The organism is Streptomyces sp. NPDC041122 (assembly GCF_055592445.1).
The window spans coordinates 846,549-868,076 of record NZ_JBVIYQ010000002.1 but is presented as its reverse complement, the minus strand read 5'-3'; the positions used below and the strand labels follow the sequence as shown (position 1 = coordinate 868,076).

Genomic DNA, 21,528 nt, shown 5'->3' with positions numbered 1-21,528 from the left:
CGAGAAGGGACAATCCTCGACTTGTTGCCGGGGCTTGGCAAGAGGGACTCGGCGGCCGTACGGCTACGTTTGCGCGACCCGCGGGCGGCTCGGGGCGACACCCCGGCCGCCGGCGTGACCGGGCGTCAGAGCGCGGGCGCGGCCAGGTCGTCCACGCATCCCGTGAGGCCCGTGACGTCGTCGAGGTCCTGGTGGCCGACGGGACGGATCCGCCCGTCCTCCAGGGTGAGGATCCGGTCGGCGGCCGCGATCCCCGCCCGCTCGTGGGTGACCAATAGCGTGGTGCGGCCCCGGGTGGCGTCGAGGATGTCGGCGAGCACCGCGGCGGCGGTGTCCGGATCGAGGCCCTCGGTCGGCTCGTCCAGGACGAGCACGGGCGGGTCGGCGAGCAACGCGCGGGCCAGGAGCAGGCGTTGGCGCTGGCCTCCCGACATGGTGGCGCCGTCCCCGCCGAGGACGGTGTCCCAGCCGTCCGGCAGCGCTTCGATCCAGTCCAGGATCCGGGCCCGGCGGGCCGCGTCGCACAGATCGGCGTCGGTGGCGTCGGGGCGGGCCAGGACCAGGTTGGCGCGGATCGAGGCGTGGAAGACGTGCGCGTCCTGGGTCATGCCGGTGATCGCGCGGCGGGCGTCGGCGCCCGAGCAGTCGGCGAGTTCGAGGCCGCCGACGCGGATGCTGCCCGCCTCGTACGGGACGAAGCGCATGAGCGCCGCGATCAGGGTGGACTTGCCGGAACCGCTGGGGCCGAGGAGTACGACGCGTTCACCGCGCGGCACCCGCAGGCTCACGTCTTCCAGGGCCGGGGGCGCGTCCGGCACATGACGAACCGTCAGGTCCGTGACGGTCACGTCGAGGGGCCCTTCGGCGGGCAGCGGCCGCGGGGCGGGCGGGTCGGCGACCGGCGCCGGGGTGTCGAAGAGGTCGGCGAGGCGCCGTGCGCAGGCGCGCACCTCCGCGAAGCGGCGCGCCGCCGCGGGCAACGGCGCGAGGGCCTCGAAGGAGACCAGGGCGAGGACCGCGAGGACGGTGAGCCGCACGGCGGGCAGGTCACCGGCGGCGTGGGCGCGCAGCGCGAGCCAGGTGACGCCGACCGTCGCGGCGCCCTGCAGCGCCAGGACCACGGCCTGGGCGAGGAAGGTGGTCAGGGCCTTCTGCCGCTCCAGGGCGGCGATCCGTGCGGTGACCCGGCGCACCCGGTCGTGGGCGCGGCCGCGTGCGCCGTACGCGGCGAGTTCGGCGGCGCCCCGGGTCACGTCGACGGTGAGGGCGGCGAGTTCGGCGCGTGCCGCCTTCTCGGCGCGGCCCGCGCGCCGGGACAGCGCGAGCACCAGAGCGGGCACGAGGAGTCCGGCCACCACAAGGAGCGCGCCGAGCAGCAGTCCGGCCTGGGGCAGCAGCACCATGACCGTGCCGGTGGCGGTCGCGGCGACGACGAGGGCCGCGGTGGCGGGGATCATGACCCGCAGCAGCAGGTCCTGGGCGGCGTCGACGTCGTCGACGAGCCGGGTCAGCAGATCGCCGCCGCGGAAGGCGGGGGTGCCGGCCGGGGCGAGCGGCACCAGCGCCTCGTACACCCGGGCGCGGAAGCCCGCGACGGCGCGCAGCACCCCGTCGTGGCCGAGGAGCCGGTCGACGTAGCGCAGGGCGCCGCGGCTCAGGGCCAGGGCGCGCACGGCGACGATGGCGACGCTCACGGCGGCCAGCGGCGGCTGTTCGGCGGCGCGGGTGATCAGCCACGCCGCGGTGGCCATCAGGGCGGCGGCGGCGAGTTCGCTCCCGGCGGCGGCGAGCGCGGCGGGCAGCAGCCTGCGCCAGTACGGCAGGAGGTGGCGGAGCAGCCGGACGGTGGGGCGCGGTGCGCGGGGGGTGGCGTGGGCCTCGGGGTGCGTGGTCATGAGGCCACCAGCCTTTCGGTGGGCGCCGGTTCGGGGTGAGCGGGCGGGGCCGCGAGGGCGCCCGCGCGGACCGTGACGATCCGGTCGGCGTGCGGCAGCAGACTCGTGCGGTGCGCCACCACGACCGCGGTGCGGCCGCGCATCAGGGCCACGGTGGCGCGGGTGACGGCCGCCTCGCTCTCGGGGTCGAGGTGGGCGGTGGGTTCGTCCAGGAGCAGGACGGGCGCGTCCTTGAGGAAGGCGCGGGCCAGCGCGATCCGCTGGCGCTGGCCCGCGGAGAGACCGGCGCCGTGCTCGCCGAGGAGCGTGTCGTACCCCTCGGCCAGTTCCTCGACGAAGACGTCGGCCGACGCGGCCCGCGCCGCCTCGCGCACTTCCGCCTCGCTCGCGTCGGGGCGGCCGAGCCGGATGTTGTCGGCGACCGATCCCGCGATCAGGTGGGGGCGCTGCGGCACCCAGGCGACCTGGGCGCACCAGGCGTCGGGGTCGACGCGGGAGAGGTCGGCGCCGTCGGCCGTGACCCGGCCGGAGGTGGGCGTCACGAAGCCGAGGAGCAGCGAGAGCAGTGTGGTCTTGCCGGCGCCGCTGGGGCCGATCAGGGCGATGTGCTCACCGGGGGCGATGGTGAGGGAGACGTTCCGCAGGGCGGGCGTGGCCCGGTCGGGGTACTGGACGGTGACGTCGTCGAGGCGCAGCGGCGCCGTGCGGGCGTCGGGGGCGGGGAGGCGGTCGGCGGGCGCGGGCGCGTCGTCGTCCTCGTCGAGGGTGGTGAAGACCCGTTCGGCGACCGCGATGCCCTCGGCGCTGTCGTGGAAGGCGCCGCCCATCGCGCGCAGCGGCAGATACGCCTCGGGGGCGAGGAAGAGGACGATGAGGGCGGTGTGCAGGCCCACGTCGCCGTGGAGCAGCCGGAGTCCGACGGGGACGGCGACCAGGGCGACGGAGAGGGTGGCGACGGTCTCCAGGACGAGGGAGGAGAGGAACGCCACGCGCAGGGTCCGCATGGTGGCCCGCCGGTGGGCGTCGGCCATCTCGCGCACGACCCTGGTCTGGTGCCCTTCGCGGCCGAACGCGCGCAGGGTCGGCAGTCCGGCCACCACGTCGAGGAAGTGGCCGCCGAGGCGGGACAGCAACCGCCATTGGCGGGCGGTGCGCTGGGCGGTGTGCAGGCCGACCAGCGCGCCGAAGACGGGGATCAGCGGCAGGGTGACGACGATGATGAGCGCCGAGGTCCAGTCGGTCCACCACACGGCGGCGACCACCGTGAGGGGCACCACCGCGGTGGCCGCCATGGTGGGCAGGTAGCCGACGACGTAGGGGTCGAGGGCGTCGAGACCGCGGGTGAGCAGGGTGGCGGTCTCGCCGTGGCGGCGGGCCGCGAGGCGCAACGGGTTGGCGCGCTCGATCCGTCCGGTGATCCGGTCCCGCAGGGCGGCCTTGGCGCCGGCCGCGGCGCGCTGGGCGAGCACGCCGCGCAGCCAGGTCAGCAGGGCGCGCAGCGCCATGACGGCGCCGAGCGCGGCCAGCGGTCCGGTGCGCGGCGTGTGGCCGGCGAAGCCGTCCGCGAGGACGGTCGCGAGCAGGACCGCCTGGGTGACGATGAGCCCGGCGCCCACCAGGGCAAGCACCGAGGAGTGCGTCATGTGGCGGCGCAGCGCGGGTACTTCGCGCATCAGCCGGCGTTCGACGGGCTTCATCGTGGGGGTGCCTCTCGTCGCTTTCCGGGGGTCAGAAGTAGCTGGGGTGACGTTGGCCCGTCCGCCCCCGGAAGGCCCACCAGCTCCAGAACTGGTAGGCGAGGATCGTCGGGATCACCAGGACGCCGAAGCCGCTGAGGATCTTCAGGGTGGCGTCGTCGGTGATGGCGTGGTCGATGTCCAGACCCGCGCCGGCCCCGGTGGTCAGCAGGTACGGGTAGTGCCCGGCCCCCAGGAGCAGCACCGGCAGCGCGGTGGCGCAGCAGGTGGCGACGAACGCCAGGACGTCGTGGCCGCGGGTGAGGTACCACCAGCCGGCGCCGAGCGCCGCGACGAACGCGGCGGTGATGACCGCGGAGGTGGCCCGGTTGGTCATCGAGGCGCCCTCGCCGAAGAGCGTGAGGAGCAGCGCGAGCGCGCCGACGGCCGCGGCGCCGCTGATCAGTTTGGCGCCCAACTCCCGTGCCCGGGCGGCGATGCCGTCCGCGGAGCGCAGGGCGACGAAGGCCGCGCCGTGCGCCGCGAACAGCAGCACGGTGGCGGCCCCGCAGGCCAGCACGAACGGCGTGAAGATCTCGCCGAACCCGATGTGGAAGCTGCCGTCGGCGCGGCGCGGCACGCCGTGCAGCATCAGGCCCACGACGAGGCCCCAGCAGATCGCGGGCACGACGCCGCCGGTCACGATCAGGGCGTCCCAGGCCCGGCGTCCCCGCGCCCCGCGGGAGCGGCGGCGCAGCTGGACCGCGGCGTTGCCGAGGACCAGGCCCGCGAGGATCGCCACGATCAGCGGGTACATGCCGGACAGCAGGGTGCCTTCCAGGTGCGGGAAGGCACCGAACAGGACGCCGGCGAAGGCGACCAGCCAGACCTCGTTGCCCAGGAAGAACGGCGCGATGGCGTCGAGGGCGGCGTTCCCGCTGGTGCGCTTCTCCTCCGGTTCGTCTCGGCCGAGGAAGGGGTGCAGCATCTGCGCGCCGTAGTCGTAGCCGCCGAGCACAAAGTACCCGGCGAGCAGCAGGCCCAGGAGGGCCAGCCAGACGGTCTCCAGACTCATCTCGCTCAACTTTCCGTTACAGCTGGGGAGTTCATGGCGGGGGGGTGCCGGGCGGGCCCGGTTCGAGAAGCGGGCCCGGTTCAGAGGGCGGCCCGGTTCAGAGGGGGCAGGCCCGGTTCAGAAGGCGGGCACCGGCTGCTTCTCGTCGGCGCTGCCCTCGGGCCCGTCGGGCACCTCGTCCGGGAGCGGTTCGGTGACGCCGAGCTGGGTGGCGTCGGGGCCGCGGCGGGCGAACTTGGTGATCAGGGTCCAGTTGGTGACCGCGAGTGCCACGAAGATGGTGATGAACAACGCGCAGGACAGCAGCAGCGACGTCTTCCCCACGTGGGAGAGCGCGTCCTCGACCGTCAACTGCCCGTACACGATCCAGGGTTGGCGGCCGACCTCGCGGACGATCCAGCCGCCGACGGAGGCGATGAAGGGGAACGGGACCGTCGCCACCAGGATCCAGGAGGCCCACCGCCAGCGCAGCAGCCGGTCCTTCCACAGCAGGATCAGGGCGATGAGGGTGATCGTGGAGACGGTGTTGCCGATGAGCGTCATGACGTCCATCGAGACCCGCATCGTGTCCTGCCAGGGCACGTAGTTGCCGGGGCCGTGCTCCTTGACGAGCTGGGCCTGCAGTGCGGCGACGCCGCTGTTCTCCAGGACCGCGTCCTTCATGGGCTGGGTGCGCTCGATGATGGGCCGCTGCATGTCGCCGACGATGACGACGAAGAAGGAGGCGACGGTCGCGACCCACAGTCCCAGCTTCATGGAGCTGCGGAACAGCGCGGTCTCCTTCGTGCCCTTCAGGAAGTGCCAGGCGCTGATGCCGGCGATGAAGACACCGCCGGTGGTCAGGGCGCCCAGCGAGAGGTGCAGGAGGGCGACCAGGGCACTGGAGTTGGTGAGCAGCGCCGCGAAGTCGGTGAGATAGGCGGCTCCGTCGCGCACCTCGTAGCCGACCGGGTGCTGCATGAAGCCGTTGGCGATCAGGATCCAGTAGCCGGAGGCGTAGGCGGTGAGGGCGACCAGCCAGATCAGCGTGACGTGCACGCCTCGGCGCAGCCGGCCCCAGCCGAAGATCCACATGCCGAGGAAGGTGGACTCGGCGAAGAAGGCGATCAGGGTTTCGAGGGCCAGCGGGGCGCCGAAGACGTTGCCCGCGAACTTGCTCAGGCCGCTCCAGCTGAGCCCGAACTGGAACTCCATGACGAGGCCGGTGACGATGCCGACCGCGTAGTTGATGACGTAGAGCTGACCCCAGAAGCGGGTCATACGCTCCCGGACGGCTCTCTGGGCGGGATCACGGGTGAACGCGGCCCGGGTGTGCATGATCGCCACGATGGGGACGAGCCCCATGGTGAGGATCACGAACAGCCAGTGGATGCCGGTCGTGGCCGCGAACTGGAGTCGGGCCAGATCCGCAGCGCTCATGATGCGACCTTCCTGGGGGGACGGTGGCCGGTTGGGACGGCTTGAGGGTTCGGTGTGGGCGGCGGACGGTGTCATCGGGTCTCGGTCGCGTCCGAGACGGTGGCCTGATGGGGAGGCCGCCGCGTCGCGTGTGCGGATGCCGGGCACCGTTGCCCGCCATCCGCGCGATGGCCTCGATCAAAACCGTAGAGAGGATTCCTTATGCAATCCAAGACCGGTTTTGCCATGTGAGGATGTCCCGGAAGGCATAAGTGAAGGTGGATCATGGATCTTCTGCAGTTGCGCTACTTCCAGGCCGTCGCCCGTTTTGAGCACATCAGCCGTGCCGCGGAGGAGCTGCGGGTCGCCCAGCCCTCGCTCAGCCGCACCGTGGCGCGCCTGGAGGCCGAGCTGGGCGTCCCGCTCTTCGACCGGCAGGGCCGCCGCATCCGGCTCAATCAGTACGGGGTGGTGTTCCTGCGCCACGTGGACCGCGCCCTGAGCGAGCTCGACGACGCGCGCCGGGCCCTGAGCGACGCCCGGGACACCGCACTCGGCCGGGTCAGCGTCGCCTCCGAGACGCTCCTGACGATCACTCACCTCCTGGGCAGTTTCCGCGCGGCCTTCCCGCGCGCCGACGTACGGCTCTACCAGTCGAACGCGGAGGAGATGGACCGTCAGTTGCGGGCCAGGGAGGTCGACTTCTGCGTCGCCTCACAGCCGCTGACCGGCGCCAACCTCGACGGCATCGAACTCGCCCGCGAGGAGGTGCTGCTCGCCGTCCCGCGCGGGCACTGGCTGGACGGTCAGGAGAGCGTGACCATCCGCGAGATCGCCACCGAGCCGTTCGTCACGACCCGCCCCGGCCAGTGGCAACGCACCCTCCTTGACCGGCTGTTCGCCTCCGAAGGACTGACGCCGCTGCTGTCCTGCGAGGGCGACGAGCCGGGCGCGAGCCAGGACATGATCAGCGCGGGGCTCGGCATCGGGCTCATCCCCGCCATCTCCCGCCAGGCCGGAACCGACTCCCAGGTGCCGGTCGCCTGGGTGCACGTGAACGCGCCCGACTGCCACCGGGTGCTCACCCTGGTGTGGAACCGCGACACCTATCTCTCCGACGCCGCCGTGAAGTTCCGGGAGTTCACGACCAGCAGGCCCTTCATGACCCACCGCCTGCCCGACCCCCGCCGCGGCCGCGCCCGCCGCCCCTAGGAGCCACGCCCGCCGGGCCCCGGGGCCGCCGCCCGTCATCCCCGGGGCCTGTCAAGCGCATCAGGACCGGACGTCCGGTTCTGGCCCGCCCGGAACTCCTTTGGTACGCTCCGAGGCGCTGCCGCAACCCTGGCCCAGGACGTCGCGTGTCCGAACGGCCGGCTGGTGACGGTGAGTCGACCGGGGTGTCGCGTCCCCCGTCGACCACAGGCCGCGCCATCTCCACCTCCTGTTTCCCCTTTGCCAGTTGCCAGGCATCCGTGTCACGGCGCGCCCCGGCGCGCGTCCGGATGCCATCGAGGAGTTCCGCCATGCCCAAAATCACGTATGTCGCCGTCGACGGGGCCGAGACCGCCATCGACGTCCCCGAGGGCACGAGCGTCATGCGCGGCGCCGTGTTCAACGACATCGACGGAATCGTCGCCCAGTGCGGCGGCAACATGCAGTGCGCCACGTGCCACGTCTACGTGGACGAGACCACCCTCGACAAGCTGGAGCCGCCGAAGGAGCGCGAGGACGAGATGCTCGACTTCACGGCCTGCCCGCGCAAGCCCAACAGCCGGCTGAGCTGCCAGCTGAAGTCGAGCGACACGCTGGACGGCCTGATCGTCCACCTTCCGGAACGGCAGAACTGATGACGCACGCCACTTCCCCCGACTCGGTCGTCGTCGTCGGGGCCGGCCAGGGCGGCTACCAGACGGCGGCTTCCCTGCGGGAGCACGGCTACGCGGGCCGCATCACGCTCATCAGCGGCGAGGACGCCCTCCCCTACGAGCGGCCGCCGCTGTCCAAGGCCTACCTCAAGGGCGAGGCCCACGAGGCGCAGCTGTGGCTGCGGCCCGCGACGTACTACGTGCGCCAGTCCATCGACCTGGTCTCCGGCACCGTCACGGAGATCGACCCGGCCGCGCGCACGGTGCGCCTCGCCGACGGCTCCTCGTACGACTACGGGCACCTGGTCCTCGCCACCGGCGCCCGGCCGCGCACCCTCGGGGTGCCCGGCACCGGACTGCGCGGCGTGCACACCCTGCGGACCTCCGAGGACGCCGCCGCGCTGCGGTCCTCGCTGGCGGGGGCGCGGCGCGCGGTGGTGGTGGGGGCCGGTTTCATCGGCCTCGAATTCGCCGCCGCGGCACGGCAGTCGGGCGTCGAGGTGACGGTCGTCGAGGCGCTCGACCGGCCGCTCGCCCGGGTGGCGTCGGCGCGCACCGCGGAGCACTTCACCCGGCTGCACCGCGACGCCGGCACCCGGCTGCTGTTCGGCCAGGGCGTCACCGCGCTGCACGGCGACGGCCGTTCCCACGTGACGGCGGTGGAGCTGGCCGACGGCAGCCGGCTGCCCGCGGACCTCGTCCTGGCCGGGGTCGGTGTGATCCCGCGCACGGAACTGGCGGCCGCGGCCGGGCTTCCGGTGAACGGCGGGATCATCGTGGACTCCCGGCTGCTCACCGACGACCCGCACATCTCGGCCATCGGTGACTGCGCGGCGTTCCCGCAGGTGCGCTCCGGCAGCCGGCGACGGCTCGAATCGGTGCAGAACGCCGTCGGTCACGCCCAGTCGGTCGCCCGCAGGCTGACCGGGGCGCCCGGTGGTTACGACGAACTGCCGTGGTTCTGGAGCGATCAGTTCGCCACGACCGTGCAGATCGCCGGGTTCGACGAGGGGCACGACACCGAGGTGGTCCTCGGCGACGACCCCGACGCCTTCTCGGTCCTCCTCTTCCGCGGGGAGGAACTGCAGGCGGTCGAGTCGGTGAACCGGCCCACGGACCACCTCGCGGCCCGGCGGCTCCTCACCCAGGGCTCCCCCCTGACGCCCGGGGACGCCGCGGCGCCCGGGTTCAGCCTCCGGGAGCACCTGCGGAGCCTCGCCAGGGCCGGGACGGAGGCACCGGTGCCGCTCTGACGGCGGCGGGTGCGGGCGACCGGGACCGGCTGGTCCTGTTCCGGTCGCGCGCCGACCCACCCTCAGGGAATTATGGCGGGAATTCATTGCGGCCCGACCTTGCATTTCTCGCATTTCTGCGCCGAGTTGATTTCGGCATGCCGTGTGTGATGCGAATGTCGCATCGTGTTCATGAGTGAAACGTAAAAACACTGTTGATTTGATTCGTTGAACAAGGCAGGATCAAATCGAGGCCAACGGGGGGCCCAAGGTGTCTGCTGCCTGTCCCCTCACGCTTGCCCGCTTTTCGTCGAGGGGACACCAATGTTTGATTCCGTCGCAGGTCAGAGGAGCTCTGACGCGGTCGGATCACGTACTCGCAGCGTGCCGAACCCGTTCCAGCGACTGTGCGCTCCGGGCAATTCCGCACCGGATACAAAGCGCATCGAAATTCTCACCTGAGAACCACTAGATTACCGCTGGATCGGAGTTGCGTCATGGAAGACGTCATACGGGAGATTCGTATCCGCGGGGCACTTCAGCAACCCGACTGGAGTGATGTTTCCCAGCTGAACCGGGTCAGGGATGCGCTGGCCGCCCGGCCCCCGCTGGTCCAGGGCGATGACCTGGCCACCCTGCGCACCCTGCTGGGCAAGGTTGCCGCCGGCGAGGCGATGGTGCTGCAGTCCGGCGACTGCGCCGAGGACCCCCAGGAGTGCACGCCCCGCCAGGTGGCCCGCAAGGCCGCCCTGCTGGAGGTGCTGGCCGGTTCACTCGGCCTGATCACCGGCAAGCCCGTCCTGCGGGTGGGACGCATCGCCGGCCAGTTCGCCAAGCCCCGCTCCAAGCCCACAGAGATCATCGACGGCGTCGAACTGCCCGTCTTCCGCGGCCACATGGTCAACGGGCCGCATCCGGACGCCGAGAGCCGCCGCCCCGACCCCTTGCGGATCATCACCGGTTACATGGCGGCCGGGGACATCGTCGAGCATCTGGGGTGGCGGGAGAGGGCCGCGGGCAGGGACGTCGTGATGTCGCCGGTCTGGACGAGTCATGAGGCGTTGTTGCTGGACTACGAGACGCCGATGCTGCGCATGGACGACAAAGGCCGCATGTTCCTGGGCTCCACCCACTGGCCCTGGATCGGCGAACGCACCCGGCAGGTCGAGGGCGCCCACGTCGCACTGCTCGCCGAGGTCAGCAACCCCGTGGCCTGCAAGGTCGGCCCCACCATGGAACCGGCCGATCTCCTCGCCCTGTGCGAGCGGCTGGACCCCTGGCGCGACCCGGGCCGCCTGACCCTCATCGCCCGGATGGGCGCCGACCACGTCGCCACACGCCTGCCCCGCCTGGTGGAAGCCGTACGCGAGGCCGGCCACCCGGCGATCTGGCTGAGCGACCCCGTCCACGGCAACACCGTCACCGCCCCCGGCGGCTACAAGACCCGCATGGTCGACACCGTCGCCAGGGAGATCACCGGCTTCGTCGAGGCCGTCCGCGCCGGCGGCGGCACCGCCGGCGGCCTGCACCTGGAAACCACCCCCGACGACGTCACCGAATGCGCCACCACCGAAGCCGACCTCGACACCGTCGGCGAGCGCTACACCTCCTGCTGCGACCCCCGCCTCAACCCCGCCCAGGCCCTCACCGCCGTCAACGCCTGGCCCGCCTGACCCCACCCGGCTCACACCCCCGCCTCGTACAACCGAGCCGCACACCTGACTGAACAATGTTCAAACAGCTGAACACGGCACGGCCTGGCGGGACTTGAGTCACGACGGCACACGCGGATGTGGCGGCATTCCAGCGGGAATCCGCCCTCGCCACAGAAGGACGGCGCATCGTGGGCAGTGACCGGCCGGACGGTGCGGTCCGGCCCCGCCCCGCACCCGCGCGATCCGCCCCGACGGACCGCCGGGCCGACGCACTCCCCCGAGCGCCGGCCCGGCCCCCCGTCCTCCGTACGGCAGATCACCGCACTTCACAGCGGTACGGGAACCACCGGCACGACCAAAGACGAGTGGGAGAACGAAACCAGATGCACACCTATGTAGTCGTCGACGCGTTCGCCACGGAGCCCCTCACCGGCAACCCGGTGGCGGTCTTCTTCGACAGCGACGACCTGAGCGCGGAACAGATGCAGCGCATCGCCGGGGAGATGAACCTCTCCGAGACCACGTTCGTGCTGAACCCCAAGCAGGGCGGCGACGTTCATGTACGCATCTTCACGCCGGTCAACGAACTGCCCTTCGCCGGGCACCCGTTGCTGGGCACGGCCATCGCGCTGGGGCAGCGGACCGACGCGGACCGGCTGCGGATCGAGACCGCCATGGGCGTGATCCCGTTCGAGCTGGGACGCGTCGACGGCAAGGTCGTCTCGACCAGCATGCGTCAGCCGGTGCCCGTCTGGGAGCCCTTCGACCGGGCGGACGAACTCCTCGACGCACTGGGTGTCCAGGAGTCCACGCTGCCGGTGGAGATCTACCGCAACGGCCCGCGCCACGTCCTGGTGGGCTTCGAGAGCTTCGAGGCCCTGTCGAAGGTGAACCCCGACCACCGCGCGCTCGCGACCTTCCCCGACATGGCGACCAACTGCATCGCCGGCTCCGGCACGACGTGGCGCAACCGCATGTTCTCACCCGCGTACGGAGTCGTGGAGGATGCCGCCACCGGCTCCGCCGCGGGCCCCATCGCCATCCACATCGCCCGGCACAGGCTCGCCTCGTACGGGCAGCACATCGAGATCACCCAGGGCGTCGACATGGGCCGCCCCTCTCCCATGGGCGCGCTGGTGCACGGGGAGGGCGACCGCGTCGACTCCGTCGACGTCTCGGGCCACGGCGTCGTCATCATCGAAGGGCGGATGCATGTCTGAGCGTTCCACTTCCGCGCAGCGGCGTTCGGAGACGCTGACCGGGACGGTCGAGGTGTCCTTCCCCGAGTTCCGCACCCCGCCGGCCGAGCCGCTGGGACTGCTGTCGTCCTGGCTGAAGACGGCCACCGAACTGGGCGTGCGCGAACCCCGCGCCCTGGCCCTGGCCACCGCCGACGCCCAGGGCCGGCCCTCCTCCCGGATCGTGGCCGTCAACCAGATCACCGACACCGGCCTGGTCTTCATCACCCACGACGGCAGCCAAAAGGGCCGCGAACTGGCCGCCAACCCCCACGCCTCCGGCGTCCTGTACTGGCGCGAGACCAGCCAGCAGATCACCCTGGCCGGCCCCGTCGCCCAGCTCCCGCGCACCGAAGCGGAAGCCCTGTGGGCGGCACGGGCAGTCTTCACCCACCCCATGTCCACCGTCTCCCTGCAGAGCGAACCCCTGCGCGACCTCGACCACCTCGAAGAGATCCGCACCCGCGCCCTCGAACTGGCCTCTTTCCAGAGGCCGTTGCCGTGCCCGGAGCCATTCGTCGCCTACCGCCTGGAACCGTCCTGCGTGGAGTTCTGGGCGAACGGCACCGACCGCCTCCACGAACGCCTGCGCTACGACCGCACCGACAGCGGCTGGACCACCACCCGCCTCCAGCCCTGACCCGCCCCCACCCCGCCCCTTCGGAGACCCACGCGATGACCTCCCCACTGCCCGCCGAACCCGCCACCGCCGCACCGGTGTTCACCACCCACCTGGAGCTGCGCGCCCGCAACCGCCGTGCCGTGGAGCAGTACATGGAGACCGGCCCCGAGGCCCGGCTGCGCCGCTACACCCTCTACACCGACGACGGCACCGCCGCCCTGTTCAACACCGACATCGGCCGCCCCATCGTCGTCAAGGGCCGGGAGAAGCTGAAACGCCACGGCGAGCTGTCCCTGAAGGTCCTGCCCGACTGGCAATGGTTTGACGTACACCTCTACGAGACCCAGGACCCCGACACCATCTGGGTCGAGTGCGACGGCGAAGGCACCATCCGCTTCCCCGGCTATCCCGAGGGCCACTACCGCAACCACTTCATCCACGGCTTCACCCTGGCCGACGGACAGATCGCCGCCAGCCGCGAATACACCAACCCCATCGAGCACATGCGCGCCCTGAGCATCGACACCCCCCACATCAACCGCGACTGGATCCCCTCCTGACCCCCCATCCGACACTCAAGGAAGAGACAGGCACATGAGCCCGGACACCACCCCCCGGCCGGCGGCCCGCGCCACCATCGACCTCATCACCGCCGCCTGGCACACCCAGGCCGTCTACGCGGCGGCCAAGCTGGGCGTGCCCGACCTGATCGCGGCGGGGCACTCCGCCCCGGCGGACATCGCGCGGGCCGCCGGCGCGGACGAGGACGCCGTCCGGCGCCTGCTGCGGCTGCTGCTCCGCCTGGACGTGGTCGACGGCGACGAGGCCGAGGGCTACCGCAACACCTCCGTGGGCGAGCTGCTGCGCGACCGTCCCGGCTCCCTGCGCGACGTGTGTCTGCTGTACGGCGAGGAGTTCTACCAGGCCTGGGGCGACTCCATCGAGACGTTCCGTACCGGGAGGACCGGCTTCGAGAAGGCGTACGGACAGTCCCTGGTCGGCTATCTCCGCGAGGACTCCGGCGCCGCCGAGCGCTTCCAGCGCGCCATGCGGGCGCAGGCCGACAACTTCGCCTTCGACGCGGTCCCCCAGCACGTCGACTTCAGCGCCGACCGGCACGTCGTCGACATCGCGGGCGGCAGCGGCCAGTTGCTGTCCACCGTGCTGGGCTCCGCGCCCGGGGCGCGCGGCACGCTGATCGACCTGGAGCACACCCTGCCCATCGCCCGCGCGCACCTGGAGCAGAGCGTGGGAACCGACCGCGCCGAGCTCGTCGCCGGGGACATGTTCACCGTGCCGATCCCGCAGGAAGCCGACACGTATCTGCTCTCCCGGGTGCTCGGCGACTGGTCGGACGAGGAGTGCGTACGCCTCCTGAGCTCCATACGCGAGGCCATGGCCCCGCACTCCCGCCTCGTGGTCATCGAGATGGTGGTCCAGGACGGCAGGGCCGGTCTGCTCGCGCCGCTGTGGGACCTCCATCTGATGGTCGTCAACGGCGGCCATCAGCGTTCCGCGCAGGAGTACCGCGAACTGGCCGCCCGTTCCGGCCTGTCCATCGACCGCTCCGTCCAACTCCCCATGGAGACCTGCGCGATGGTGCTCACCCACGGCGGCTGACCGCCGCCGCGCACTGCCCGTCCGGCTCCACGCCCGGCCGTCCGCCTGGCCACCTGCCCGACCGTCCGTCCTCCCGTCGTGACCGAGGAGTCTGCATGTCACCACAGCAGCCGAATCCACCGCGCACCATCAGCACCACCACCACCGGTCCGTTCGGTCCGGGCATCCATCTCCGGGAAACGGACGGTGTCCGGGGGGCCGGCCTCGGCGCCCCCGTCATCCGCGGGCTGCACACCTCGGTGGCCGCGTTCGTCGGCGACGCCCCGGGCCTGCCGGAGAAGCCGGCCTTCGTACGCCATCCGCAGGAGTTCGTCGAGGCGTTCGCGCCGCGCCGCGCCGGCGACGGCACGGCGCGCTCGTACGTCCACGACGCGGTGCTCGGCCACTTCCGCAACGGTGGCGGCGGGGCGTGGATCCTGGGGACGACCGCCGAGGGGGATCGGGTCGGCGCCTACCGGGCCGCTCTCGCCAGGCTGGAGCGCCTGCCGGAGGTCACCCTCGTGGTGGCCCCGGATCTCTGGCGGGTGGAGGAGGCGGCGCCGCGCGTCGCACAGCTGCTCGCCGGGCACTGCGGACGGGTCGGCAATCGGGTCGCGCTGCTCCACACACGGGCGGGGCTCGCCCCAGCGGACGTACGAAGGCCCTTCGAACTCCCGGAGCCGGACGCGCAGTTCGCGGCCGTGCACTATCCGTGGATCACGGTGACGGAGCCCGGCGGGAGCGAGCATGTGGCGCCGCCCTCGGGACACGTGTCGGGGCTGTGCTGCCGTGCGGACGTGGAGCGCGGCGCGTACACGGCTCCTGTGGGCCCGCTGGTGGGCGTGGTGCAGCAGGAGCGGGACCTGTCCGACGAGGAGCAGGAGTCGCTGGAGGGTGTGGGGGTGAACTGCCTGCGGTTCGTGCCGGGGCAGGGCATCCGGGTGACCGGGGCGCGCACGCTGTCCGCCGAGGCCGACTGGGCGGACCTCGCGGTGCGCCGCCTGGTGAACCACGCACGCGCGTCGCTCGCGCAGGGCACCTGGTGGGCGGCGTTCGAGACCAACAACGCGCATCTGCGGTCCCTGGTGCGGCAGTCCGCCGTCATGTTCCTGAAGGGGCTCTGGCGCCAGGGCGCACTCTGCGGCGAGACCGCGGACGAGGCGTTCCACGTCGTCTGCGACGAGACCAACAACGGCTACGAGTACGACGCGTCCGGCAAGAACGCCGCGAGCGCCACGAACGGTGCGACCGGTACGAGCGGCGCGGACATCGGCGATCCGACGCGGGGCCGCGTGGTCCTCGACGTCGGTCTCGCCACCCTGCGGCCGGGTGAGTTCGTCACCTTCCGCATCCTGCACGAAGCCGGCCACAGGAACCCCTGACCGGCCCGTTCATCCATGGAGGAGATTCACCGCAATGGAGATCCACTCATGCTCGCGGGACCACCGCCAGGAACCGCGCGAGGCGACCGGAGCCATCCTGTGTGACCCGTGCGTCGCAAAGCTCCAGCGTCATCTGCGCGCCCTTCCCGGCCTGCACCAGGAGGGACTGCACCACGTTCTGGCGACGTCGCGGAGGCGCAACCCGACGAAGGTCTCGGGCAGCCGCAAGCGCGATCACCTGAACGTCGCGGCGCTCGACGTCCGCAGCAACATCCTCGCCATCCTGGAGTCGTGGGCGAGTTACGTGGCCGACGAGCTCGGCGTCGCTCCCCCGGCCAGGTCCGTCCCCCACCTCGCCTGCTTCCTGCTGCTGCACCTGGAATGGCTCACGGCGCAGCCGCCGGCGGCGGACTTCGCGGAGGAGATCCAGGAGTTGCACGTCGAACTGCTCGGGGTCATCGAGCCCGACCAGGCCGACCGGAACCCGCTCACCAGGCGCTGTGTGGTGGAGAGTTGCACGGGGACGATCAACACCTCGCCGCAGCACGCCGGGGCCGCGGGGGCGGCCGGCAGCATCAGCTGCTCGTCGGGACACTCGTGGGAAATACGGGAGTGGCTCGTTCTGCGTCACCTCATGGACCGCCAGAGCCGGGAAGCGGCCTGACGCACCCGGTCACCCCGGTTGTCCCGGTCATCCGGTGACGACGACGGCGACGCCGACAGCTCGGCCTGTTCAGCGGGAGAGAGCAGGATGGAGCCGGACGTGAGCGCCGACGAGGGCGATGTGTGACGGAGTACGGGGAGTGCGGGGCCCGGACGCATGCGGGGCCCGGACGGGCGGTCACGGGGCGCGGGGCAACTCACCGCGCACCGTGGCCGTCCGCGTCATGGTCTCTTCGTTCAGCGGATCTGCAGGTTGTCGAGGTAGGACCGCACATTGCGGCGCGTCTCGGGCACGCTGTCGCCCCCGAACTTCTCCGCCACCGCGTCCGCGAGCACCAGCGCCACCATCGCCTCCGCGACGATCCCGGCCGCCGGCACCGCACACACGTCGGAACGCTGATGGTGCGCCTTGGCAGCCTCACCCGTGGCCACATCAATGGTGGCCAGAGCACGCGGCACCGTCGCGATCGGCTTCATCGCGGCGCGTACGCGCAGCAGCTCGCCGGTGGTCAGGCCGCCCTCGGTACCACCGGAGCGGCCCGAGGTCCGCCTGATGCCGTCATCGGTGGTCACGATCTCGTCGTGCGCCTTCGACCCCGGCACCCGGGCGAGGTCGAAGCCGTCACCGACTTCGACGCCCTTGATGGCCTGGATGCCCATGAGCGCGGCAGCCAGCCGCGCGTCCAGACGCCGGTCCCAGTGCACGTGCGAGCCGAGGCCCACCGGCACCCCGTAGGCGAGGACCTCGACCACACCACCGAGGGTGTCGCCGTCCTTGTGGGCCTGGTCGATCTCCGCGACCATCGCCTTCGACGCGTCCGCGTCCAGGCACCGCACCGGATCCGCGTCCAGCTTCTCGACATCCGCCGGCGTCGGGTACACCCCGTACGGCGCCTTCGCCCCCGCCAGCTCCGTGACATGCGAGACGACCTCGATCCCCGCCGTCTCCTTCAGGTACGACCGGGCGACGGCGCCCAGCGCCACCCGCGCCGCCGTCTCACGCGCCGAAGCACGCTCCAGGACCGGCCGGGCCTCCTCGAAGCCGTACTTCTGCATCCCCGCAAGATCCGCGTGACCGGGGCGCGGACGCGTCAGTGGGGCATTACGGGCCAGGTCAGCCAGCACATCCGGATCCACCGGATCGGCCGACATCACCTGCTCCCACTTCGGCCACTCCGTGTTCCCCACCATGACCGCGATCGGCGAGCCCATGCTCAGACCGTGCCGCACACCACCCAGGAACGTGACCTCATCACGCTCGAACTTCATCCGCGCACCACGGCCATACCCCAACCGCCGCCGCGCCAGATGGTCGGCCACCATCTCCGTCGTGACCGGCACGCCGGCGGGAAGACCCTCCAACGTCGCGACAAGCGCGGGTCCGTGCGACTCCCCCGCGGTCAGCCAACGCAACCTGCTCAACGGATGCTCCTCATGTTTCGACCGCGCGTGTCCAGCGGCCCGTTCAGCCGCTCGTGCTCGACGCGAGCGCGTAACCGGTGAACAGGCGTCGCATCTCGTCGTGGAAGTCGGGGAAGGTCTTCGCCACACAGGACGGGTCGTCCAGCGTGATCGTGCCGGGCACCGCGAGCCCGAGGACCGAGAAGGACATCGCGATGCGGTGGTCGCGCCGGCACTCGATGCGGGTGGGGCGCGGCACCCCGGGATGGACGGTGATCCGGTCGGGGCCGTCCGAGGTGCGGATGCCGCAGGCCCGCAGGTTCGCCGCCACGGCGGCGACGCGGTCGGACTCCTTGAGCCGCGCGTGCGCGATACCGCGGATGGTGATGGGCGCGTCGGCCAGCGGCGCGACGGCGGCCAGGGTCATGAAGGTGTCGGAGATCTCGCCCATGTCGACGGTGAAGCCGCCGCGCAGCGGTCCCGTGCCGGTCACGGTGGTGGCCGTCGGGCCCACGTGCACCTCGGCGCCCGCCTGCCGCAGGACGTCGACGAAGCGGAGGTCGCCCTGGAGACTGTCGGCGCCGAGGCCCGGCACGGTGACGGTGGTTCCGGTGACGGCCGCGGCGGCGAAGACGTAGGAGGCGGAGGACGCGTCGGGTTCGACGTCGACGTCGGTCGCGTCGTACGGGCGGGGCGCGACGTGCAGCGTGCCGTCGTCGCTCTCCTCCACGCGCGCCCCGAAGCGCCGCATCAGGGCCAGCGTCATGTCGACGTACGGGCGGCTGACCAGGCTCCCGGTGCGGATGCGCAGACCGTCGCGCATGAGCGGCGCGGCCATCAGGAGTCCGCTCAGATACTGGCTGGACAGGGACGAGTCCACGGTGAGCTCGCCGCCCGTCAGGCCCCGGGCGCGGATCAGCAGGGGAAGGCCGTTGCCCGGCCCGGGGTCGAGGTCGGCGCCCAGCGCGCGGAGCGCGTCGATGAGGGGCCGTTGCGGGCGGGCCCGCAGCTGGGCGGAGCCGTCGAAGAGGAAGGTGCCGTGGCCGGTGGCGGCGAACGGCGGCAGGAAGCGGGCGGCCGTCCCGGCGTCCGCGCACCAGGGCCGGGCGGAGCCGGCCGGCCCGCGGCCCGTGCCCGTCACCGCCCAGAACTCGTCCCGCGGACCGCGGCGCACGGTGAGACCGCAGGCGCCGAGCGCCTCGCGGAACGCGACGGTGTCCTCGCTCACCAGCGGGGCGCGCACCGTGCTGGTGCCGTCGGCCGCGGCGGCCAGCAGGAGCAGTCGGTTGGTCAGACTCTTGGAGCCCGGTATCCGGGCGGCCAGGCCGGTGTCCGGCTCCTTCTCCGTGATCACGCGGGTGCCTTCCTGCGACGGGAGGTGAGGGGGTACGGATACGAGATGGGGGGAGCGTGGGGGGAAGCCATGAGGTGCGGGCCGGGGGCTCTTCTGGGGGGAAGTGAGCGCCCCGGCCCGGTCGGTGGGGCGGGTGGCCGGCCGGGGCCGTCAGGAACCCGGCCGGCCGGTCACCATTCGAGCAGGGCGAGCCCCGCGGCCATGCCGCCGCCGAAGCCGGCCAGGAGGATCAGGTCGCCCGGCCGGAAGGCGCCCTTGCGGGCGGCCGCGTCCAGGGTGATCGGGATGGAGGCGGCCCCGGTGTTGCCGTACTCCTCCAGCGTGAGATGCGTGGTCGCGCGGGACAGCGACAGGTCCTCGATCACGGTGTCGAGCATGACGCCGTTGGCCTGGTGCGGCACGAAGTGCGCGATGTCGTCGTGCACCACGCCCGCCTCGTGCAGGAACTGCTTGGTGAGCTGCGGCAGTTGCTCCACGACGAAGCGGCGCACCTCGCGGCCGTCCATCGCGAAGTACTGGAGCCCCGCGTCCAGCGCGGCCTGGTCCGGCGGGATCCTGCTGCCGCCCGCGGGCACCTGGATGAGGTCGGACAGCTCGCCGAACGTGTGCAGCGCGACATGGCGGATGCGCGGCCCCTTGCCGGGGCCGAGGACCATCGCGCCGGCCCCGTCGCCGAACAGCACGACCGTCTTGCGGTCGGCCGGGTTCAGGATCCGCGAGTAGACGTCCGCGCCGATGACCAGCGCGTGGCCGCCGCGGCCGGCCAGCATGCCCTCGACCACCGACAGCGCGAAGACACTGCCGGAGCAGACGGCGTTGACGTCGAACGCCGCGGCACCCAGGGCGCCGAGCTGCTGCTGCACGAAGACGGCGGTCGGCGGCTGCGGACGGTCCGGCGTCGACGTGGCCACCACGATCAGCGACAGCTGTCCGGCCGTGATGCCCGCCGACTCCAGTGCTGCGCGGCCCGCCGCCACCGCCAGATCCGAGGTCGCCTCTCCGGGAGCGGCCCAACGCCGTTCCCTGATCGCGGTCTTGCGGACGATCCACTCGCCGTCGACCCCGGCCGGCGCGCCGACCTCGTCATTGCCGACGATACGGTCCGGCACATGGGCGCCCGTACCGAGAACTGCGATATCGGCTGCGATACCGGTCATTCGCCTGCCCTACCCTCAACGCGACGTGAATGGATGGTGCTGGTGGCCGGAGCCCGGTCGGCGCGGCCGTACCCGTGTGCGGCGTGGGGGGGCGGCCCCGAGGAGCCGCCCCCGCACCTGCGGTACCGCACGGGGCCCTACCGCCGCTCGTAGATCCGCTTGTGACCGCGCAGCGCCGCCAGGCGGAACCGTCCGCCGTTCTGCACCGGCGTGGGGTAGTCCCCGCCGTCCGTGGGGAACGAGCGCTCGTGCAGGCTGCGGTAGCCCGCGTAGTCCAGCGGCGTGCGCCGCTCGATGGCCGCGCGGTTCTCCGCGGTGCGCAGCCGCTCGCGGTAGCCGGGGACCAGCTCGCCCGCGAAGAACTCGGCGACGCTGCCCGAGCCGTAGCTCAGGAACCCGATCGAGCGGCCGGTCAGGTCGTCGGCCTGGTCGAGGAGCGCGGCGAGGCCCAGGTACACCGACGCGGTGTAGCTGTTGCCGATCACCCGGTTGTACGCGGTGGTCCGGCCCAGCGCCTGCTCGATGGCGTCCTTGTCGGTGTCGTACCCGCAGTAGTTGAGCAGGTGGCGGTGGGCCTTGTAGGCCATCTTGGTGAAGGGCTGGTGGTAGCAGAACGCGGCGAAGTCCTCCAGCGCCCGGCCGCCCTGCTCGGTGTAGTCCTTCCAGCAGCCCTCGACCGCCTGCAGATAGGCGGAGATCGACTCCTGCCCGTCCACCAGCGCCGCGTCCCGGTAGTTCGGCCGCCAGAAGTCCATCACGTCGGCGGTGAACAGGCCGGAGGGGCCGTCGATGCGCACCAGGGCCGGGTCCGCGCTCACCAGCATGGCCACCGCGGCGGCGCCCTGGGTGGCCTCGCCGGGGCTGTCCAGCTCGTACTTGGAGACGTCGCTGGCGATCACGAGGACCTGCTGTTCGGGGTCGCGCGCCACCAGGCCGAGGGCGAACTGCAGCCCGGCCGTCGCGCCGTAGCAGGCCTGCTTCAGCTCCACCACGCGGGCCGCCGAGGGCAGTCCGAGCAGCGAATGGACGTACACGCCGCCCGACTTGGCCTGGTCGATGGAGGACTCCGTCGCGAAGACGACGGTGCGGATGCGCTCGCTGCCGTGCCGCTCGACGATCGGCGCGGCCGCCGAGGCGCCCAGCGTCACGATGTCCTCGTCGGCCGCCGGCACGCTCATCGACTCCTGGCCGATGCCGATGTGATACTTGCCGATCTCCGTGCCGTTGTACGCGGCGAGCGCCGAGTGCGGCAGCACGAACTCGGTCGTCGCGAACGACAGATCATGGATACCTATGCCTGAACCACTTGCCATGCC

18 protein-coding genes are annotated in these 21,528 nt (G+C 72.0%); 10 read left to right on the top strand and 8 right to left on the bottom strand.

From position 1 onward, the window contains the following. Window positions 1-125 precede the first annotated feature (125 nt). The 4 genes from cydC to ACZ6B8_RS10065 all read right to left on the bottom strand — a co-directional run bounded on the left by cydC (window position 126) and on the right by ACZ6B8_RS10065 (window position 6,065). Window positions 126-1,895, bottom strand: a complete 1,770-nt coding sequence (gene cydC / locus ACZ6B8_RS10080; protein ID WP_471606890.1) for a thiol reductant ABC exporter subunit CydC — start codon at window positions 1,893-1,895, stop codon at window positions 126-128. Next, entirely contained in the window at window positions 1,892-3,592 is a 1,701-nt protein-coding gene (gene cydD, locus ACZ6B8_RS10075) for a thiol reductant ABC exporter subunit CydD (protein ID WP_471606889.1), read from the bottom strand. Before cydD ends, cydC begins: the two co-directional genes overlap by 4 nt. 31 nt (window positions 3,593-3,623) lie before the next feature. Further along, window positions 3,624-4,646, bottom strand: a complete 1,023-nt coding sequence (cydB, locus tag ACZ6B8_RS10070) for a cytochrome d ubiquinol oxidase subunit II (RefSeq protein ID WP_471606888.1) — start codon at window positions 4,644-4,646, stop codon at window positions 3,624-3,626. A gap of 117 nt (window positions 4,647-4,763) precedes the next feature. Then, on the bottom strand, window positions 4,764-6,065 hold the full coding sequence (locus tag ACZ6B8_RS10065; protein WP_471606887.1) for a cytochrome ubiquinol oxidase subunit I: 1,302 nt from the start codon (window positions 6,063-6,065) through the stop codon (window positions 4,764-4,766). A 264-nt stretch (window positions 6,066-6,329) separates the two neighbouring features. Between ACZ6B8_RS10065 and ACZ6B8_RS10060 the strand changes: the two genes are divergently transcribed. The 10 genes from ACZ6B8_RS10060 (at window position 6,330) to ACZ6B8_RS10015 (ending at window position 16,301) form a co-directional block, all read left to right on the top strand. After that, window positions 6,330-7,256, top strand: coding sequence for a LysR family transcriptional regulator (locus ACZ6B8_RS10060; protein ID WP_471090461.1), 927 nt, complete (start codon window positions 6,330-6,332; stop codon window positions 7,254-7,256). Window positions 7,257-7,567: 311 nt separating this feature from the next. Beyond that, complete coding sequence (locus ACZ6B8_RS10055; RefSeq protein ID WP_471606886.1) at window positions 7,568-7,891, top strand: 2Fe-2S iron-sulfur cluster-binding protein; 324 nt, start codon at window positions 7,568-7,570, stop codon at window positions 7,889-7,891. Continuing rightward, window positions 7,891-9,162, top strand: a complete 1,272-nt coding sequence (locus ACZ6B8_RS10050; RefSeq protein ID WP_471606885.1) for an NAD(P)/FAD-dependent oxidoreductase — start codon at window positions 7,891-7,893, stop codon at window positions 9,160-9,162. Before ACZ6B8_RS10055 ends, ACZ6B8_RS10050 begins: the two co-directional genes overlap by 1 nt. Window positions 9,163-9,638: 476 nt before the next feature. Continuing rightward, window positions 9,639-10,814, top strand: coding sequence for a 3-deoxy-7-phosphoheptulonate synthase (locus ACZ6B8_RS10045; protein ID WP_471606884.1), 1,176 nt, complete (start codon window positions 9,639-9,641; stop codon window positions 10,812-10,814). Between the two features lie 365 nt (window positions 10,815-11,179). Beyond that, window positions 11,180-12,016, top strand: a complete 837-nt coding sequence (locus tag ACZ6B8_RS10040) for a PhzF family phenazine biosynthesis isomerase (protein ID WP_471606883.1) — start codon at window positions 11,180-11,182, stop codon at window positions 12,014-12,016. After that, window positions 12,009-12,674, top strand: coding sequence for a phenazine biosynthesis FMN-dependent oxidase PhzG (gene phzG, locus ACZ6B8_RS10035; protein WP_471606882.1), 666 nt, complete (start codon window positions 12,009-12,011; stop codon window positions 12,672-12,674). Before ACZ6B8_RS10040 ends, phzG begins: the two co-directional genes overlap by 8 nt. Before the next feature lie 35 nt (window positions 12,675-12,709). Continuing rightward, window positions 12,710-13,216, top strand: coding sequence for a PhzA/PhzB family protein (locus ACZ6B8_RS10030; protein WP_471606881.1), 507 nt, complete (start codon window positions 12,710-12,712; stop codon window positions 13,214-13,216). A gap of 34 nt (window positions 13,217-13,250) precedes the next feature. Continuing rightward, window positions 13,251-14,276 (top strand): methyltransferase, encoded by a 1,026-nt coding sequence (locus tag ACZ6B8_RS10025; RefSeq protein ID WP_471078389.1) that lies wholly within the window; start codon window positions 13,251-13,253, stop codon window positions 14,274-14,276. Between the two features lie 95 nt (window positions 14,277-14,371). Beyond that, window positions 14,372-15,637, top strand: coding sequence for a phage tail sheath family protein (locus tag ACZ6B8_RS10020; protein WP_471606880.1), 1,266 nt, complete (start codon window positions 14,372-14,374; stop codon window positions 15,635-15,637). Between the two features lie 34 nt (window positions 15,638-15,671). Then, the gene (locus ACZ6B8_RS10015) at window positions 15,672-16,301 is read left to right on the top strand and encodes a hypothetical protein (RefSeq protein WP_471078383.1); all 630 of its coding nucleotides are present in this window, start codon (window positions 15,672-15,674) and stop codon (window positions 16,299-16,301) included. A 236-nt stretch (window positions 16,302-16,537) separates the two neighbouring features. On the opposite strand, the gene aroC is transcribed toward ACZ6B8_RS10015, so the two are convergent. The 4 genes from aroC to ACZ6B8_RS09995 all read right to left on the bottom strand — a co-directional run bounded on the left by aroC (window position 16,538) and on the right by ACZ6B8_RS09995 (window position 21,525). Continuing rightward, window positions 16,538-17,722, bottom strand: a complete 1,185-nt coding sequence (gene aroC, locus ACZ6B8_RS10010; protein WP_471081010.1) for a chorismate synthase — start codon at window positions 17,720-17,722, stop codon at window positions 16,538-16,540. 43 nt (window positions 17,723-17,765) lie between these two features. Further along, window positions 17,766-19,055: a 3-phosphoshikimate 1-carboxyvinyltransferase gene (aroA, locus tag ACZ6B8_RS10005; protein ID WP_471606879.1), complete on the bottom strand. Its 1,290-nt coding sequence runs from the start codon at window positions 19,053-19,055 to the stop codon at window positions 17,766-17,768. Window positions 19,056-19,225: 170 nt separating this feature from the next. After that, on the bottom strand, window positions 19,226-20,212 hold the full coding sequence (locus ACZ6B8_RS10000) for a 3-oxoacyl-ACP synthase III family protein (RefSeq protein WP_471606878.1): 987 nt from the start codon (window positions 20,210-20,212) through the stop codon (window positions 19,226-19,228). 137 nt (window positions 20,213-20,349) lie between these two features. Then, window positions 20,350-21,525 (bottom strand): hydroxymethylglutaryl-CoA synthase, encoded by a 1,176-nt coding sequence (locus ACZ6B8_RS09995; RefSeq protein ID WP_471606877.1) that lies wholly within the window; start codon window positions 21,523-21,525, stop codon window positions 20,350-20,352. Between the last annotated feature and the right edge of the window lie 3 nt (window positions 21,526-21,528).

Excerpts from the sequence above, each read along its gene's own strand:
- cydC (WP_471606890.1), bottom strand. The coding sequence starts at position 1,895 with ATGACCACGCACCCCGAGGCCCACGCCACCCCCCGCGCACCGCGCCCC.
- cydD (WP_471606889.1), bottom strand. The coding sequence starts at position 3,592 with ATGAAGCCCGTCGAACGCCGGCTGATGCGCGAAGTACCCGCGCTGCGC.
- cydB (WP_471606888.1), bottom strand. The coding sequence starts at position 4,646 with ATGAGTCTGGAGACCGTCTGGCTGGCCCTCCTGGGCCTGCTGCTCGCC.
- ACZ6B8_RS10065 (WP_471606887.1), bottom strand. The coding sequence starts at position 6,065 with ATGAGCGCTGCGGATCTGGCCCGACTCCAGTTCGCGGCCACGACCGGC.
- ACZ6B8_RS10060 (WP_471090461.1), top strand. The coding sequence starts at position 6,330 with ATGGATCTTCTGCAGTTGCGCTACTTCCAGGCCGTCGCCCGTTTTGAG.
- ACZ6B8_RS10055 (WP_471606886.1), top strand. The coding sequence starts at position 7,568 with ATGCCCAAAATCACGTATGTCGCCGTCGACGGGGCCGAGACCGCCATC.
- ACZ6B8_RS10050 (WP_471606885.1), top strand. The coding sequence starts at position 7,891 with ATGACGCACGCCACTTCCCCCGACTCGGTCGTCGTCGTCGGGGCCGGC.
- ACZ6B8_RS10045 (WP_471606884.1), top strand. The coding sequence starts at position 9,639 with ATGGAAGACGTCATACGGGAGATTCGTATCCGCGGGGCACTTCAGCAA.
- ACZ6B8_RS10040 (WP_471606883.1), top strand. The coding sequence starts at position 11,180 with ATGCACACCTATGTAGTCGTCGACGCGTTCGCCACGGAGCCCCTCACC.
- phzG (WP_471606882.1), top strand. The coding sequence starts at position 12,009 with ATGTCTGAGCGTTCCACTTCCGCGCAGCGGCGTTCGGAGACGCTGACC.
- ACZ6B8_RS10030 (WP_471606881.1), top strand. The coding sequence starts at position 12,710 with ATGACCTCCCCACTGCCCGCCGAACCCGCCACCGCCGCACCGGTGTTC.
- ACZ6B8_RS10025 (WP_471078389.1), top strand. The coding sequence starts at position 13,251 with ATGAGCCCGGACACCACCCCCCGGCCGGCGGCCCGCGCCACCATCGAC.
- ACZ6B8_RS10020 (WP_471606880.1), top strand. The coding sequence starts at position 14,372 with ATGTCACCACAGCAGCCGAATCCACCGCGCACCATCAGCACCACCACC.
- ACZ6B8_RS10015 (WP_471078383.1), top strand. The coding sequence starts at position 15,672 with ATGGAGATCCACTCATGCTCGCGGGACCACCGCCAGGAACCGCGCGAG.
- ACZ6B8_RS10000 (WP_471606878.1), bottom strand. The coding sequence starts at position 20,212 with ATGACCGGTATCGCAGCCGATATCGCAGTTCTCGGTACGGGCGCCCAT.
- ACZ6B8_RS09995 (WP_471606877.1), bottom strand. The coding sequence starts at position 21,525 with ATGGCAAGTGGTTCAGGCATAGGTATCCATGATCTGTCGTTCGCGACG.